Source organism: Streptomyces sp. NPDC044719 (assembly GCF_056433405.1).
In genome coordinates this window covers 377,626-392,955 of record NZ_JBWKHE010000009.1, presented here as the reverse complement: position 1 = coordinate 392,955, position 15,330 = coordinate 377,626, and the positions used below count along the sequence as shown (strand labels likewise).

General features: G+C 69.0%; 13 protein-coding genes. 11 read left to right on the top strand and 2 right to left on the bottom strand.

All coding sequences use genetic code 11. The annotated features are described in order from the left end of the window. Nucleotides 1-134: 134 nt before the first annotated feature. Nucleotides 135-2,477 (top strand): hypothetical protein, encoded by a 2,343-nt coding sequence (locus tag AC07DF_RS33725; protein WP_478979979.1) that lies wholly within the window; start codon nucleotides 135-137, stop codon nucleotides 2,475-2,477. Nucleotides 2,478-2,753: 276 nt separating this feature from the next. On the opposite strand, the gene AC07DF_RS33720 is transcribed toward AC07DF_RS33725, so the two are convergent. Further along, nucleotides 2,754-3,056: a hypothetical protein gene (locus AC07DF_RS33720; protein ID WP_478979977.1), complete on the bottom strand. Its 303-nt coding sequence runs from the start codon at nucleotides 3,054-3,056 to the stop codon at nucleotides 2,754-2,756. A 119-nt stretch (nucleotides 3,057-3,175) separates the two neighbouring features. Next, nucleotides 3,176-4,948 (bottom strand): PucR family transcriptional regulator, encoded by a 1,773-nt coding sequence (locus AC07DF_RS33715; protein ID WP_478979974.1) that lies wholly within the window; start codon nucleotides 4,946-4,948, stop codon nucleotides 3,176-3,178. A 217-nt stretch (nucleotides 4,949-5,165) separates the two neighbouring features. Here AC07DF_RS33715 and AC07DF_RS33710 point away from each other — a divergent pair, with 217 nt between their 5' ends. The 10 genes from AC07DF_RS33710 to AC07DF_RS33665 are packed head-to-tail and all read left to right on the top strand — an operon-like array spanning nucleotide 5,166 to nucleotide 15,291. Then, nucleotides 5,166-5,654 carry a general stress protein gene (locus tag AC07DF_RS33710; protein ID WP_359636235.1) on the top strand — a complete coding sequence of 163 codons (489 nt, stop codon included), beginning with the start codon at nucleotides 5,166-5,168 and terminating at the stop codon, nucleotides 5,652-5,654. 51 nt (nucleotides 5,655-5,705) lie between these two features. After that, the gene (gene dnaK / locus AC07DF_RS33705) at nucleotides 5,706-7,616 is read left to right on the top strand and encodes a molecular chaperone DnaK (protein ID WP_402074320.1); all 1,911 of its coding nucleotides are present in this window, start codon (nucleotides 5,706-5,708) and stop codon (nucleotides 7,614-7,616) included. Nucleotides 7,617-7,625: 9 nt separating this feature from the next. After that, nucleotides 7,626-8,243 carry a nucleotide exchange factor GrpE gene (locus AC07DF_RS33700; RefSeq protein WP_402074318.1) on the top strand — a complete coding sequence of 206 codons (618 nt, stop codon included), beginning with the start codon at nucleotides 7,626-7,628 and terminating at the stop codon, nucleotides 8,241-8,243. 6 nt (nucleotides 8,244-8,249) lie between these two features. Continuing rightward, a complete protein-coding gene (locus tag AC07DF_RS33695) occupies nucleotides 8,250-9,203 on the top strand; it encodes a DnaJ C-terminal domain-containing protein (protein WP_478979971.1) in 954 nt (317 codons plus the stop codon). Then, entirely contained in the window at nucleotides 9,203-9,610 is a 408-nt protein-coding gene (locus AC07DF_RS33690) for a chaperone modulator CbpM (RefSeq protein ID WP_189591915.1), read from the top strand. Before AC07DF_RS33695 ends, AC07DF_RS33690 begins: the two co-directional genes overlap by 1 nt. After that, nucleotides 9,601-12,240, top strand: coding sequence for an ATP-dependent chaperone ClpB (clpB, locus tag AC07DF_RS33685; RefSeq protein WP_388133662.1), 2,640 nt, complete (start codon nucleotides 9,601-9,603; stop codon nucleotides 12,238-12,240). The genes AC07DF_RS33690 and clpB overlap by 10 nt, the downstream gene beginning before the upstream one ends. After that, the gene (gene trxA / locus AC07DF_RS33680; protein WP_388133660.1) at nucleotides 12,237-12,695 is read left to right on the top strand and encodes a thioredoxin; all 459 of its coding nucleotides are present in this window, start codon (nucleotides 12,237-12,239) and stop codon (nucleotides 12,693-12,695) included. Before clpB ends, trxA begins: the two co-directional genes overlap by 4 nt. Before the next feature lie 6 nt (nucleotides 12,696-12,701). After that, nucleotides 12,702-12,965 (top strand): UBP-type zinc finger domain-containing protein, encoded by a 264-nt coding sequence (locus AC07DF_RS33675; RefSeq protein ID WP_359636245.1) that lies wholly within the window; start codon nucleotides 12,702-12,704, stop codon nucleotides 12,963-12,965. Then, entirely contained in the window at nucleotides 12,965-14,746 is a 1,782-nt protein-coding gene (locus AC07DF_RS33670) for an FAD-dependent oxidoreductase (protein WP_478979967.1), read from the top strand. The genes AC07DF_RS33675 and AC07DF_RS33670 overlap by 1 nt, the downstream gene beginning before the upstream one ends. Nucleotides 14,747-14,793: 47 nt before the next feature. Continuing rightward, the gene (locus AC07DF_RS33665) at nucleotides 14,794-15,291 is read left to right on the top strand and encodes an Hsp20/alpha crystallin family protein (protein ID WP_478979965.1); all 498 of its coding nucleotides are present in this window, start codon (nucleotides 14,794-14,796) and stop codon (nucleotides 15,289-15,291) included. Nucleotides 15,292-15,330 lie beyond the last annotated feature (39 nt).

The window sequence follows — 15,330 nt, the reverse complement described above, 5'->3', positions numbered from 1 at the left end:
GCACCAAGATCACTGCCCTCAAGGTGACGATGCAACATTTCGAGCAGAGAGCTCTTGCTGCGTTTAATCGCACGGGTGTGCCAACGACTTCCGGCTGGACCGACCTGTCGCGCTGGAGGTGGGGAACTGTGCGGATGCCTCAGCAGTCCTTCACCTTCCTTCCACTGTCCTATGCGGCCAGGCCACCCCGGATCGTCGTGGTGGCACCTGACGACGGTGCGCGCTGGGTCGAGTGGACGGCAGCGGCCCTGGGCAGACTGTCGACGGTGTGGGGCTGCAGCGGCAGTGTTGTGGTGCCTTCGAGTGCGGTCGGACATTCCGCCGTCGCCCGTTGTCTGGCCGGCTTGAACCCCGACCATGTGCTTGCTTACAACCCGTCGTGGGCAACATTCGACGCTCTGAATCCGGGTACGGCCGACCGCTTGCTGGCAGAAAACAAGATCACCGACAGTGCTGCGGCTGAGCACTTCATGCAGATGCTTCGTAAGGAGCCCTGGAGCGGCTCTCCCGTACACGAAGCAGAGGCAGCCGCTGACCAGCTCCGTTCGGCGCTGGCTACCAACAAGCGAGAAAACCTGATCCAGTGCAGCCACCTGTTTGACGACGACAACGCCCGCGAACTGACGCCCCTGGCTACGGTGGCCGGCACGTCCCTCCTCGGTGTGCCGAGAAACATTGTGACCACGGCTGAAGCACTGGCCTACGCCATGCATGTCGGCATCGAGGAATTCGCGTTTGATGGACAGATCACCGTAAAGGATTGGCGGGAAGCGGCCCTGTGCGGCACCGAGTCTCCGCTGCTGTCGCAGTTGCACCCGGGAGCTCCGGACGGTTGCACAATGCTGCGTTCACACGAAGCTGGTTTGTGTGTCCCGATCTCAAGAGCACTACGGTCCAGGGAGCGCGTGGCAGTTCTAGGCGATCAGCCCGAGGACTTCGCACTCGCCGAAGTTTTGCGGCAGTTCCGCGGCTCGGTGACATGGATTCCATGGAACGAGCCCGGACTCAGCGACATGTGGTTGTTCACTGGTCGCGTCTCGGAGCGGCTGCTGGTGACGAGCGCGTCGCTGAGCGTGGAGGAGACCCAGCAGCGTATCGATGCGAGGTGGGAGAAGCGCCCTGTCCGGCAGATCGAGCCGGCAGTGGAGGAGCCTCCGTTCGAGGTGGTGGCTCCGTCAGAGATCGATCTTGGGCATCCGTTCATTGTGGTGTTGAAGGACGCCTGGGAGCAACCGCGTTCTCTGCCGGTCACCGTGGAACCGGATGGGTCACTCCAGGCAGCGCTCTCGCAGGCTGCTGAGGTTCCGCGCGGTCTCGACCCGGACAGGCACCGTTGGCAGGTCACGCTCACAGCCGCCAACCACCCGCTTCCGCCGCTGGCCGCTCTCGGGTCATCCGCCGTCATCGCAACGGACCAGAACCCGTGGGAGACCTTCGTGCGCGCCGCTGACGGCGGCATCACGTACTGGTCCCACCGCTTCGACTTCGTGCCCAGCGGGGCGTCGTTGGCCGGCTCGCTGGCCTCGCCCAAGCTGGCCTGGCCTGGCATCAAACGCATTCTGCAGGTGGCGGCCTCGGCCGACGGTATTGAGATCCTCCCCAGCCCGGCCGGGAAGCGAGCTGCCATTACGGAGGGCCTCCTGGGATCTCGCGCAGCTCTGGAAGCGTTGGCCGTGGGTCCGGGGTGGCCGTTGCTGCGCCGCTTCCTGCCTGACGCCGCACCGAACGGCTGCCCGGAGGGCAGCTGGTGGAAGTTGAAGTCCGCGGTCGTGCTCTCGTGGGAAGCCGTCGCGGCCCACGACGACCCCGGCTGGGAGTTGGCGGTACGCAGAGAGCAGATCGACCAATGGACGTCACAAAGCGTGCTGCGCCGCGGTCTCATCCTCGGCTGTGGCCACTGCCCAATTCTCGAGTTCTATCCTCTTGCCGAGATCAGCCAGAACTACCGCTGCAGGCGCTGTGGAGGGGACAACCAACTGACCAACGAACGATGGAAACCAGCGGCACACGAGCCACGCTGGTTCTACGACCTGCATCCGGCGGTCCTGGAACTCGTCATGAACGACGGAGACGTGCCACTGCTGGCGACGCAGCACCTGCGCAACCAGTTCGGAATGCGGCAAGCCCTGGTGTGCGAAGAGTTCGAACTTCTAAGGGACGGCAACCCGTTTGTGGAGATGGACTTTGCACTGGCCACTACCGAGGATCTGTGGCTGGGAGAGGCCAAGAGTAATGATTCGCTCGGCGACAGCCCAAAGGCGCGACGGCGCGAGGCCGGCAAGCTCATGGAAGGGTGCGCACTCGTCGGAGCAGCGGGTCTCATCCTGGCCACAACCAAGGCTGAGTGGTCTGACACGACTGTCGAGGCTCTCAAATTCGAGATTGCAGGGCGCCGGAAAGCCGGAAAAGCCGTGCCGAAGGTCAGTTTGCTGACGGGCCTTGGAACATCTCCCCACCTTGCCCGATTGACCATCTGAAGCCGCAGCCCGCGGTGCCGGGCCAGCGTGTACATGAGTGTGTCGCCACACAATCAGGAAGGTGCTGGCCGGAGTCGGCATCCCAGTACCTTTGTACCGCGTCCTGACGTTCGGCTTGCCCCAGGGCAGCATCATCCGTCCCTTCGGTGGCTTTCCCGTAGGCCCTCCAGGGTCCATCGGCCTTCGGCAGAGCTCGGACGGCACCACACACGACCGGTGTGACTAGGATTTTAGTTGACACAAAGAGGGGTACTTGACACCAAGATCACCGGCCTTTCAGAGGTGTTGGCGCATCACCTCGATGCATGTGGCTCGGGCCGCGTTCGATCGGTCCCGGGGGTACGGGATTCCGAGGTTCATGCCGCGGTCGGTGGTGATCGGTGGTTGCTGCCAGGCGAGGCCCCTCTGCGCGCCGGCTTCCGCTCGTGCCGTGGCCACGAGGGTCGCGTAGGGGCCCGCGACGGTTGTGGCCTCGACCTGGAGCCATGCCTGGTGGAAGGCCATTCGTGCCAGCAGACTGCTGACCTCGTCGGTGAGCTGCTGTCGTATGGCGGACGAGGACTCGGCGCCGGGCGGCAAGGTCGCATTCGAGCCGCTGCCGACTGTCTGGTGATAGCTGACGAGGCAATTCGGCGGAGGGGAAGCCTGCTCCTATGGCGATGGGGACAGTGGAGCCGGCCCCGCGGTGCGTGGGATCCTCACCCCGGTCCGCCCAGCATGATCTTCCACACCCGGGTGGCGACCTGCAGGTTGAGGCGGTCCTCCACGCTCGTGAGGTCATGGCCGCTGATCTCACGGATGCGCTGGAGCCGGTAGCGCAGCGTGCTGCGGTGGATCGCCAGGGATTCGGCGGTCTCGGCGTAGTTGCCACCGCAGTCGAAGTACCGGGACAGGGTCTCCACGAGAGCCGTACGGTGCCGGCCGTCGTAGTCGACGAGGGGTCCGAGCCATTCCCGAACGAACGCCTCCAGCTCTTGGTATTCGTTTCCAGGCCCCAGGATGCGATAGAGGCCCAGATCGTCGAAGAACGTCGTGCCGTATCGCCTTCGGGACCGGCGGCGTACCTCCAGGGCGCGCAGTGCTTCCTGGTAGCGGCCGGGGATACCGTCCGGGGTGTCGCAGCGGGCGCTCACCCCGATCGTCCCGTCCGGTGTTCCGGTCTCCCGGGCGAGCGTCTCGTACAAGGCGTGGTCGTGGGGGCTGCCCTCGGCGACCAGGACCACGTGGTCGGAACGCCGAGTCACCAGCGACGGCATGCCCACGGCCGAAGCCGCCCGGCCCACGGTCCGCGCGAAAGCGTCGTCCGCGGCCTGGTTCCTCCACTGCACGACGACCACGTACTGGATGCGGTGCAGGTCGTGTCCGAACGCCTCGGACCGGGCGTAGGCGCTCGCCTCGTCCGTGCCCCCCAGGAGATCGTCGACCAGTTCGCGGCGCAGTCGCAGCTCGGCCTCCGCCAGATGGCGCAGGTGCGACAGTTCCACGGCGAGTGACGTGGCGGCGTGCTCCAGCGCGAACACGGTGTACTCGTCGGCGTCGTCCTCGGGATCGACCAGGGCCAGTACTCCGAGGACCTCACCGCGGGGGCGTACCAGGGAGATCAGCCGGTCGTCGATGCGCACGGGTCCGCCTCTCCGGGCGACCTGCTGGAGCATCTCCTCGTGGCGTGCGGGGTCCGGTTCCGGATAGGGGTCGGGCCGGCCAGGACCGGTCCAGGACCGCAGTCGTCCGAAGCGGTCCTCCACCAGCACGGGAAATCCGGTGAGCCCATGCAGCGCGCTGGTGATGGCCTCCTCGCCGCCGCCCGAGGCCGCGACCTCGGCGAGGGCCTCGTGCACGGCCCGTTGATATCCCAGCTCGACCACGAAAGAGGCCAACCGCTGCTGAAGTGTTGCCCGTTCCCGTCGCAGTCGGTGTAGCTCCAGGGCGTCCTCCCGCTGGCGGCGGTGCGCGACGGCAACCGACAGGGCCGCGGCGGTGAGGCGTACGAGCGTGGCGAGCAGGAAGTGCTGGGCCTCGGTAGGCCGCGAGCGAGACGTCACCACAAGGTAGCCATGCAGTCCACCGGGTCCTTGCAGGGCCAAGGCCCTGCCCCTGGACCGGCCGGGAACGGTTACGGGGACGTCCCGCCCTGTCAGCTCTCGCACCGTCCGGTCCACGGCTGGCGCATGACCCGGCCCGACCTGCGGGCTGGGGACCATATGGCCGTGCACCCTGAGGTATCCGGCCTCGGCTCTGTACGGGCCGACAGCCGACACGTGGTTCATGGCCAGGCGCAGGATCTCGCTTTCGTCCCGAGTGTCGAACAGAGCGCGAGAGACTGCCGGCCACTTGTGGGATGCCAGGGTCGAAAGGGGCGGGCGAGACCCGCGCCGCGAGATCGTGGGGTGCTGTCCCAGACGGCCCGGCGGAAGGCCGCCTTCCCGGTGGGGACGGTGTCGGTACCTGCTCCGGCCCCTGAAGCCGGCCATGGGATTGCTCCCTTCCCTGAGCCCCCAGAGAGGTGACAGCGCCTCTTCGCCTTCCCCGACCAAGGTACCTGAGATGTCCGGCGTGTCCCTCTCGTGCTCGCGGGGGGACGGGCTCCGTTGTTCTTTGACCTGCCGGGTGCAGGCGCAGAGCTGCTCGGTTCGCGAGTCTGGGGGGCGTGCCGGGGCCGCCGTGCACATGGGCAGGAAGGACTGGGCGATGAGCGAGCAGCCTCGTAGGCCCGTCGCCACGTACGAGACGTACCAGGAAGCCGAACGCGCCGTCGACCACCTCTCGGACCAGGGGTTTCCCGTGCAGCGGGTGGCCATCATCGGACAGGACGTCAGGCTCGTCGAGCAGGTCGTCGGCCGTATGGACTACGGCAGGGCCGCCCTGCACGGAGCGGCGAGCGGGGCCCTTCCCGGAGCGCTGATCGGCTGGCTCTTCGGCCTGGTCGACTGGGTGGACCCGCTCGTATCCGCCCTGCTCGTCGCCCTCTACGGCCTGATTTTCGGAGCGATCGTGGGCGCGCTGTTCGGCCTGCTGCTGTACGCCCTGCAGGGCGGCCGACGGGACTTCGCCTCCGTCCGCTCGATGCAGCCCAGCCGGTACGACGTCGTCGTGGACGAAGCGGTCGCCGACGAGGCGGTACGGCTGCTCGGCGCGTTGCGGACCGCCGGTGCCGGTGGACGTCCCGCCCCTACCTGAACGATCGGATCTGCAGTGCCGGCGCTTGCCGCCGCACGGGAGGAGTTCCTCATGGCCAAGGCAGTGGGCATCGACCTGGGCACCACGAACTCGGTGATCGCCGTGTGGGAGGGCGGCGAAGCTTCCGTCGTGCCCAACACCGAGGGCAACCGTACGACGCCCTCCGTGGTGGCCTTCACCGACACCGGGGAACGGCTGGTGGGCCAGCTGGCCCGGCGCCAGGCGATCCTCAATCCCAAAGGCACCATCTATTCGGCCAAGCGGTTCATCGGCCGGCACTTCGACGAGATCCCGGACGAGGCCAGGGCGGTGGCGTACGACGTCGTCGAGGGCCCGGGCGGCGTCGCCCGCTTCAAGGTGCGCGACAAGCTCTACGCGCCCGAGGAGATCAGCGCCCAGGTACTGCGCAAACTCGCCGACGACGCCTCCAAGCAGCTCGGGGAACGGGTCACGGAGGCGGTCATCACCGTGCCCGCCTACTTCAACGACGCCCAGCGCACCGCCACCAAGGACGCCGGGCGGATCGCGGGACTGGAGGTGCTGCGGATCATCAACGAGCCGACCGCGGCCGCCCTCGCGTACGGCATGGACAAGAAGCAGCACGAGACGGTGCTGGTCTTCGACCTCGGCGGCGGCACGTTCGATGTGAGCATCCTCGACGTGGGCGACGGCGTGGTGGAGGTGCGTTCCACGGCGGGCGACAGCCACCTGGGCGGTGACGACTTCGACCGGCGCCTGGTGGATTACCTCGCGGACGACTTCCAGAAGGAGAACGGCATCGATCTGCGCAAGGATCCGCAGGCCCTGCAACGCCTGTTCGAAGCGGCGGAGAAGGCCAAGACCGAGCTGAGCTCGGTGACGCAGACACAGGTCAGCCTGCCGTTCATCACGGCCGATGCCTCGGGGCCCAAGCACCTCACCGACTCGGTCATGCGGTCCACGTTCGAGCAGATCACCAGCGACCTGGTAGAGCGGTGCCTGGGGCCGGTCCAACAGGCCATGGCCGACGCCAAGGTGGGCGAGAGTGACATCGACGAGGTCATCCTCGTCGGGGGTTCCACCCGTATCCCCGCCGTCCAGGCCCTCGTGCGCCGGCTGACCGGCGGCAAGGAACCCAACATGAGCGTCAACCCCGACGAGGTCGTGGCCCTGGGTGCCGCGATTCAGGCCGGGGTGCTCAAGGGCGAGGTCAAGGACGTCCTGCTGCTCGATGTCACGCCCCTGTCGCTGGGTGTCGAGACACGCGGCGGCGTGATGACGAAGATCATCGAGCGGAACACCACCATCCCCGTGCGCCGCACCGAGACCTTCTCCACCGCCGAGGACAACCAGCCCGCCGTCGACATCGTCGTCCTGCAGGGCGAGCGCGAACGGGCCGCCGACAACCGGGTGCTCGGCCGCTTCCAGCTCACCGACATACGCCCGGCGCCGCGCGGCGAAGCGCAGATCGAGGTCACCTTCGACATCGACGCCAACGGCATTCTCAACGTCAAGGCCCGAGACCGGGACACCGGCAAGGAACAGGGCATCACCATCACCGAGAGCTCCAACCTCGACCGTGGCGAAGTCGAACGCATGGTCCAGGAGGCCGAGCGCAACCAGGGCCAGGACAAGGCCCTGCGCGAGGCCGTCGACGCCCGCAACGAGCTCGACGCCGTCGCCTATCAGGTCGACAAGCGCCTCGCCGAGCTGGGCGACACCGCACCCGCGCACGAGAAGGCACGCGCCGAGATGCTGGTGTCGGATGCCCGGGCGGCGGTCAAGGAGGAGGCAGGTGTGGAGCGGGTGCGGCCCCTGACCTCGGAACTCCAGCAGGTGCTGTCAGGGCTGGCGGCGCATCAGGGCGGCGCCACCACGGGCGGTCCCGACCGGGACACCACCGGGGACGGTGCGACCGGCGGCGGCCCGAGCGGCGGTGGCGGTGACGACGACGTCATCGATGCCGAGTTCGACAAGGACTGAGGAACCGCCATGCCGATCCACCCCAGGGAATCCGACCCGGCCGTGCCTGACCCGGCCGACCCGGCTCCGGAGGGCACCGTGCGCCCTCCCCGAGGGGATCTTCCGCCCTCGGGCCCGCCGACCGGGCCGGGGCCTGACACGGACGAAGATCCCGGCCCCGACGCGGCGGGCGGCCCTGCACCGTCCGAGGACGAGCACACGGCCGAGCTCAATGAACTCGAGGACCGCTGGCGGCGCGCGCTCGCCGACCTCGACAACCTCCGCAAGCGCCACGCCAGGGAACTGGAACGGGAGCGGACGTCCGAGCGGTCCCGCACGGCCGCGGCCTTCCTGCCCGTCCTGGACAACCTCGAACTCGCCCTGACCCATGCCGGATCCGACCCCGGCGCGATCGTCGAGGGCGTCCGGGCCGTTCGCGACCAAGCGGTGAACGTCCTCGAACTGCTCGGCTACCCGCGGCACGCGGAGACCGGCGTCGCCTTCGACCCGGCCCGGCACGAGGTCGTCGGCGTCGTCCAGGACCCCGACGCCCCACCGGGCACGGTCGTCGAGGTGCTCCGCCCGGGCTACGGGGACGGTGAACGCCAGCTCAGGCCCGCCGCCGTGACGGTCGCGAAGCGGGAGTGACCAGTCATGGCACCGGATTTCTACGAAGCGCTGGGCGTGTCACGGACCGCGAGCCAGGACGAGATCCAGCAGGCATACCGCAAACTCGCCCGCAAGTACCACCCCGACGTCAACAAGGACCCGGGCGCGGAGGAACGCTTCAAGGACCTCAACGAGGCGTACAGCGTCCTGTCGGACCCCAAGACACGGGCCCGTTACGACCGCTTCGGCGAGGACTTCCGGAAGGTCCCCGAGGACTGGGAGGAGCGGGTCGGTGCCGGCGCGGGGCCCGGCGGCGGCTTCCGTGCTCGGAGGACCGCGGGCGCGGGCGGCCCCCATGTCCGGTACACCGGCTTCGGCGACGACTTCGCAGCGGAGGGCGTCGACATCGAGGACCTGCTCGACTCGCTCTTCGGAGCCGGCGGCGCCCCCGGCGGTGTACCGGGAGCCGACCAGGAGGCCGAGCTGCCGCTCACCATCGAGGAGGCCTACAGGGGCGGCCGCCGCACCGTCACGCTCGCCGGCCCCACCGGGCAGCCGCGGCGGTACGAGGTCGACGTACCGCCCGGCGTCACCGACGGGCAGCGCATCCGTCTGGCGGGCGAGGGCGGCCGGGGCAGTGGTGACGCCGCCGCGGGCGACCTGTACCTGCGGGTGCGTATCCAGCCCCACCCCCGGTTCCGGCTGGACGGCCGTGACGTCCACGTACAGGTCCCCGTCACCCCCTGGGAGGCGGCCCTGGGTGCGACTGTGCCGGTGCCCACCCCCGGCGGCGGCACGGCCAAGGTCACGGTGCCCGCGGGCTCCTCCAGCGGCCGGCGACTGCGGCTGCGCGGCGAGGGCATGCCGAACCCGCGCGGCGCGAACGGCGACCTGTACGCCGAACTCCGTGTCATGGTGCCGCCCGCCCTCGGCGACCGGGAGCGCGAGCTGTTCGAGGAGCTCGCCGCCACCTCTGCGTACGACCCCAGGAGGACCTGATGAGCGACCGACCCTCATGGGCGGCGACCGGCGGTCGGACCGCCCGGGCCGACGCGGGCGGGCGTCCCGTACGGACGAGCGCCGGCTCCACGGCGGTGCGGTACGCGCTCGTCCCCGTGCCCAGGCTTTCCCTGGACACCGTGGCCCGCCGCTCGGGCCTCCACCCCGACCTGGTCCGCCGGTTCGTCGCCCTCGGCCTGGTCGACGCCGAACGCGACGCCGCGGGGCACCTCGTGTTCGACCCCGCGGCCCCGGCGATCCTCGCCCGCGTCCAGCGGCTGCGCTCCGGACTCTGCCTCAACTATGCATCCATCGGTCTGGTGCTCGACCTGCTCGACCGCATCAGCCTGCTCGAAGCCGCACTGCGCGACCGCGGCAGGAGGAGTGACTCACCCCCATGGACATGAACCGTCTCACCCAGAAGTCACAGGAAGCCCTCCAGGAGGCGCAGACTGCCGCCGTCCGCATGGGCCAGACCGAGGTCGACGGTGAGCATCTGCTGCTCGCGCTCCTCGACCAGGAGGACGGCCTGATCCCGCGGCTGCTGCAACAGGCGGGCAGGGAGCCCGAAGAGCTCCGTGCGGCTGTGCGTGAGGAGCTTTCCCGCCGGCCCAAGGTGACCGGCCCGGGCGCGGCGCCGGGCCAGGTGTTCGTCACCCAGCGCCTGTCCCGGCTGCTGGACGCGGCCGAGCGGGAGGCCAAACGCCTCAAGGACGAGTACGTGTCCGTGGAGCACCTCTTGCTGGCCCTGGCCGAGGAGGGCTCGTCCACCGCCGCCGGACGGCTGCTCAAGGAGCACGGCATCACCCGCGACTCGTTCCTGAGCGCGCTGACCCAGGTCCGTGGCAACCAGCGCGTGACCTCGGCAAACCCCGAAGTGGCCTACGAGGCGCTGGAGAAGTACGGCCGCGACCTGGTCGCCGAGGCCAGGGACGGCAAACTCGACCCGGTCATCGGCCGGGACGCCGAGATCCGCCGCGTCACTCAGATCCTCAGCCGCAAGTCCAAGAACAACCCGGTCCTCATCGGCGATCCCGGCGTCGGCAAGACCGCCATCGTCGAGGGCCTCGCCCAGCGCATCGTCCGCGGCGATGTACCCGAAGGACTGCGCGACAAGACCGTGTTCGCACTCGACATGGGCTCCCTGGTGGCCGGGGCAAAGTACCGGGGCGAGTTCGAGGAACGCCTCAAGGCCGTGCTGTCCGAGGTGAAGGCAGCCCAGGGGCACATCCTGCTCTTCGTCGACGAACTCCACACCGTCGTAGGCGCGGGCGCCGCCGAAGGAGCCATGGACGCGGGCAACATGCTCAAGCCGATGCTCGCCCGCGGCGAACTCCACATGATCGGTGCCACCACCCTCGACGAGTACCGCAAGCACATCGAAAAGGACGCCGCCCTCGAACGCCGCTTCCAGCAGGTCCTGGTCGAGGAGCCGAGCGTGGAGGACACCATCTCCATCCTGCGCGGACTGCGCGAACGCCTGGAAATCTTCCACGGCGTGAAGATCCAGGACACCGCGCTGGTATCCGCGGCCACCCTCAGCCACCGCTACATCACCGATCGGTTCCTGCCCGACAAGGCCATCGACCTCGTCGACGAAGCGTGCGCCCGGCTGCGTACCGAGATCGACTCGATGCCCGCCGAACTCGACGAGATCACCCGCCGCGTCACCCGCCTGGAGATCGAGGAGGCCGCCCTCTCCAAGGAGACCGACCCCGCGAGCAAATCCCGCCTGGAGGAGCTGCGCAAGGAACTGGCCGACCTGCGCGGCGAGGCCGACGCCAAACACGCCCAGTGGGAGGCCGAACGGCAGGCGATCCGCCGCGTGCAGGAGCTGCGCCAGGAACTGGAGCAGGTCCGCCACGAGGCGGAGGAGGCAGAACGCGCCTACGACCTCAACCGCGCCGCCGAACTCCGCTACGGCCGCCTCCAGGATCTGGAGCGCCGGCTCGCCGCAGAGGAGGAGCAACTGGCCGCGAAGCAAGGGGAGAACCGGCTGCTGCGCGAGGTCGTCACCGAGGAGGAGATCGCCGAGATCGTCGCCGCCTGGACCGGCGTTCCCGTCGCCCGCCTCCAGGAGGGCGAACGTGAGAAGCTGCTGCGCCTCGACGAGATCCTGCGCGAGCGCGTCATCGGCCAGGACGAGGCCGTTCAGCTCGTCGCCGACGCCATCATCCGCGCCCGCTCCGGCATCCGCGACCCTCGCCGCCCCATCGGCTCGTTCATCTTCCTCGGCCCCACCGGCGTCGGGAAGACCGAGCTGGCCAAGACCCTCGCCCGAGCCCTGTTCGACTCCGAGGAGAACATGGTCCGCCTCGACATGAGCGAGTACCAGGAGCGGCACACCGTCAGCCGGCTGATGGGCGCCCCGCCCGGATACATCGGCTACGAGGAGGGCGGACAGCTCACCGAGGCCGTGCGCCGCAAGCCGTACTCCGTTGTGCTGTTCGACGAGATCGAGAAGGCGCACACCGATGTCTTCAACACCCTGCTGCAGGTCCTCGACGACGGCCGCATCACCGACTCCCAGGGCCGCACCGTCGACTTCCGCAACACCGTGATCATCATGACCTCCAACATCGGCTCCGAGCACCTCCTCGACGGCGCCACCGCCGAGGGTGAGATCAAGCCGGACGCCCGCGCCCTGGTGATGGGCGAGCTGCGCGGGCACTTCCGCCCGGAGTTCCTCAACCGCGTCGACGACATCGTGCTGTTCAAGCCCCTCGGTGAGCGGCAGATCGAGCGGATCGTGGAGCTGCAGTTCGACGAACTGCGCCGCCGCCTCGCCGAGCGTCGCATCACCGTTGAACTCACCGAGACAGCCCGAGAGTTGATCGCCCACCAGGGCTACGACCCGGTGTACGGGGCCCGGCCGCTGCGGCGCTACATCTCCCACGAGGTCGAGACGCTGGTCGGGCGCGCCCTGCTGCGCGGCGACGTCCAGGACGGCGCGAAGGTCCGCGTCGACGCCGAGCACGGCGAGCTGGTGGTCACCTACGACCAGCCCGAGGACGAGAAGGGAGCGAGGGCGGCATGAGCACCGTGCAGGCCACCAACATCACTTGCCCGCACTGCGGGCGCACCAACCGGGTACCCGTGGCCGCCGAGGGCCGCCCCAGGTGCGCCAACTGCAAGCAGTCTTTGCCGTGGATGGCCGACGCGGGCGACGACGACTTCAGGGAGGTCGTCGAGCAGGCCACCGTGCCCGTCGTCGTCGACCTGTGGGCCACCTGGTGCGGCCCCTGCCGCATGGTGAGCCCCGCGCTGGAGAAGGTCGCCGCCGATCTTGCGGGAAAGATCAAGCTGGTCAAGGTCGACATCGACAAGAACCCGCGGCTGGCGCAGCGGTTCGAGGTCCAGGCGGTACCGACGCTGTTGGTCCTCGACAGAGGACAGACCATCGCACGGCAGGCGGGTGCCGCACCTGCCCCTGCCCTGCAGCGGTGGGTGGAGCAGTCGATCGCGGGACGCGAACCGGCCGGGAAAGGGTGATCAGCCATGACCGTACGAACCGATCCCCACCTCGCCCTCGTCCGGCCGGTCCAGCCACTGACCCCCGAGGGGTGTCAGGAGTGTCTGCTGCTCGGCTCCCCGTGGGTTCACCTCAGGCTCTGCCTGACCTGCGGCCACGTCGGCTGCTGCGATTCCTCGCCGAACCGGCACGCGCGCCGTCACGCCGCCGCCGACGGCCATCCGATCGTGGCGTCGCTGGAGCCCGGCGAGGACTGGCGGTGGTGCTTCGCCCACGAGGCGTTCGTGTGATGGCCGGCGACGAGACGCGGCCGGGCGTAGCGCCTGTGCCGGCCGAGGCGGAGGAGAGCGTCCCCTTCGAGACCGCTGACATCTACGGCGCCTATCCCCGTCTGCCGGATGACCAGATGGCCCGTTTGGCGCAGCACGGTCGGCGGCGTGCTGTTGACGCCGGTGATGTGCTGATCCGGGAGGGGGAGCCGTGCGAGACGTTCTACGTCGTCCTCAGTGGTTCGGTCGCCATCGTCGAGGGTTACGGCACGACCGGTGAACGCCTGCTGCGTGTGCACGGCCCCGGCCGCTTCATCGGGGAACTCGGTCTCCTGAACGGGCAGGTGGCCTTCTACACCGCCGTGATCAGGGACCCCGGTGAGGTCCTCGCCCTGTCCATGGATCAGCTGCGTGACCTGGTGGCCCGGGACTCCGTCCTTGGCGATGTGGTTCTGCGCGCCTGCCTGGGCCGCCGTGCTCTGCTCGTCGGACAGGGCGCCGGTTTCCGCATCATCGGCTCGCGCTATTCGCCTGACACCCGGCGGCTGCGCGAGTTCGCCGCCCGCAACCGGCTGCCGCACCGCTGGATCGATCTGGAGACCGACGAGGAGGCCGAGGAACTGCTGCGCCGCTTCGGCGTCGGCCCGGCGGAGACACCGCTCGTCATCTGGTGGGACACCACTCTGCTGCGCAACCCCAGTAACGCGGAACTGGCCCGGCTCATGGGCCTGCCCTCGCTGCCTGCCGGAAACCATCACGGCGATCTCCTGATCATCGGCTCCGGACCCGCTGGTCTCGCCGCCGCGGTGAACGCCGCCTCGGAGGGCCTGGACACGACCGTGGTCGAGGCCATGGCCAGCGGCGGCCGGGCCGCCACGTCGTCCCGCATCGAGAATCTGCTCGGCTTCCCCTCCGGCATCTCCGGCGCCGAACTCACCGAACGCGCTGTGCTCCAGGCCGACAAGTTCGGCGCCAGGATCAGCGTCCCGGCGGAGGCGGCTCAGGTCGAACCGCGGGACGGGCACTACGCCGTCGGGTTCGCCGACGGAAGCGAGATCACCGCCCGTACCGTCGTCCTGGCCACCGGCGCCCGCTACCGCCGCCTCCACGTGCCCGGCATCGAACGCCTGGAGGGAACGAGCGTCCACTACTCGGCGACCGTCTACGAGGCCCAGCAGTGCAGCACCGACCCGGTGGCCGTCGTCGGCGGAGGCAACTCCGCGGGCCAAGCCGTGCTCTTCCTGGCCGGATACGCACCGCAGGTGAATCTGCTCGTCCGTGGGCCGAGCCTCGAGGCGCACATGTCCCGCTACTTGATCGATCAGGTCGAGCGCCACCCGCGGGTGCGCGTGCTGCTGCACACCGAGATGACCGAGGCGTTCGGCGACAAGGTGCTGGAGGAGGTCACCGTGGTCGACCACCGTACGGGCGAGCACCGTCGGCTCGCGGTGCGGGCCCTGTTCGTCTTCACCGGCGCCGACCCCCACACCGAGTGGCTGTCCGGCGCGCTCGCCCTCGACGCGCGCGGCTTCGTGCTCACCGGCGCGGAGGCGCAGGCCTGCTCCGTCCCCGGACTGTGGCAGAGCCAGGGCCGCGACTGCCTGACGTTGGAGACCAGCTTGCCTGGTGTCTTCGCCGCGGGCGACGTCCGCAGCGGCTCGGTGAAACGCGTGGCCTCCGCGGTCGGCGAAGGCGCGATGAGCATCCACTTCGTGCATCGCTACCTGGGCCACACGGCCACGCCCGGCGGCACCGACAGCTCACCGCACACCCGTCCGAAGGAGTCCGCTTGGCTCGCATGACACCGAGCGGGCGATGAGATCACGAGAAGGAGAAGGAGGCGATGGGAATGGCCACGCCCGTCCGGCGCCACCGCGGTGGCGCAGTGCAGGACAGGCCCCTTGGCTGGGCACGCAATCCGCTGACGGAGTTCGACCAACTGCTCAGCGAGATGAGCGGACTGATCGAATCCACGGTGGGAGGCGCGGCGCCCGCAGTCGCGTGGACACCCCTCGCGGATGTCACGGAGGCCGACGACGCATTCCACATCGAGATCGAACTCCCCGGCGTCAAGAGCAAGGACATCGACGTCGAAGCGAACGGCCAGGAGCTGGTGGTCACCGGAGAGATCAAGGAGAAGGAACGCAAAGGCGTCCTGCGCCGGAGCACCCGCCGCACCGGAGCCTTCGAGTACCGGCTGCGGCTGCCCGGAGAGGTCGACACCGAAAAGATCAACGCGCGGATGTCGGACGGGGTGCTCACCATCAGCGTCCCCAAGGCCGAGGTCGCAAAGCCCCGGCACGTCGAGATCAGCGAGACGAGTGAAAGCACCGGGAGCGGCGGCTGAGACGCGACGCCGCGGTTCCGGACACCCGTCCGGAACCGC

Bases quoted from the DNA above. Each gene is read 5' to 3' on its own strand.
- AC07DF_RS33725 (WP_478979979.1), top strand. From the start codon at position 135: ATGCCTCAGCAGTCCTTCACCTTCCTTCCACTGTCCTATGCGGCCAGG.
- AC07DF_RS33715 (WP_478979974.1), bottom strand. From the start codon at position 4,948: ATGGCCGGCTTCAGGGGCCGGAGCAGGTACCGACACCGTCCCCACCGG.
- AC07DF_RS33710 (WP_359636235.1), top strand. From the start codon at position 5,166: ATGAGCGAGCAGCCTCGTAGGCCCGTCGCCACGTACGAGACGTACCAG.
- dnaK (WP_402074320.1), top strand. From the start codon at position 5,706: ATGGCCAAGGCAGTGGGCATCGACCTGGGCACCACGAACTCGGTGATC.
- AC07DF_RS33700 (WP_402074318.1), top strand. From the start codon at position 7,626: ATGCCGATCCACCCCAGGGAATCCGACCCGGCCGTGCCTGACCCGGCC.
- AC07DF_RS33695 (WP_478979971.1), top strand. From the start codon at position 8,250: ATGGCACCGGATTTCTACGAAGCGCTGGGCGTGTCACGGACCGCGAGC.
- AC07DF_RS33690 (WP_189591915.1), top strand. From the start codon at position 9,203: ATGAGCGACCGACCCTCATGGGCGGCGACCGGCGGTCGGACCGCCCGG.
- clpB (WP_388133662.1), top strand. From the start codon at position 9,601: ATGGACATGAACCGTCTCACCCAGAAGTCACAGGAAGCCCTCCAGGAG.
- trxA (WP_388133660.1), top strand. From the start codon at position 12,237: ATGAGCACCGTGCAGGCCACCAACATCACTTGCCCGCACTGCGGGCGC.
- AC07DF_RS33675 (WP_359636245.1), top strand. From the start codon at position 12,702: ATGACCGTACGAACCGATCCCCACCTCGCCCTCGTCCGGCCGGTCCAG.
- AC07DF_RS33670 (WP_478979967.1), top strand. From the start codon at position 12,965: ATGGCCGGCGACGAGACGCGGCCGGGCGTAGCGCCTGTGCCGGCCGAG.
- AC07DF_RS33665 (WP_478979965.1), top strand. From the start codon at position 14,794: ATGGCCACGCCCGTCCGGCGCCACCGCGGTGGCGCAGTGCAGGACAGG.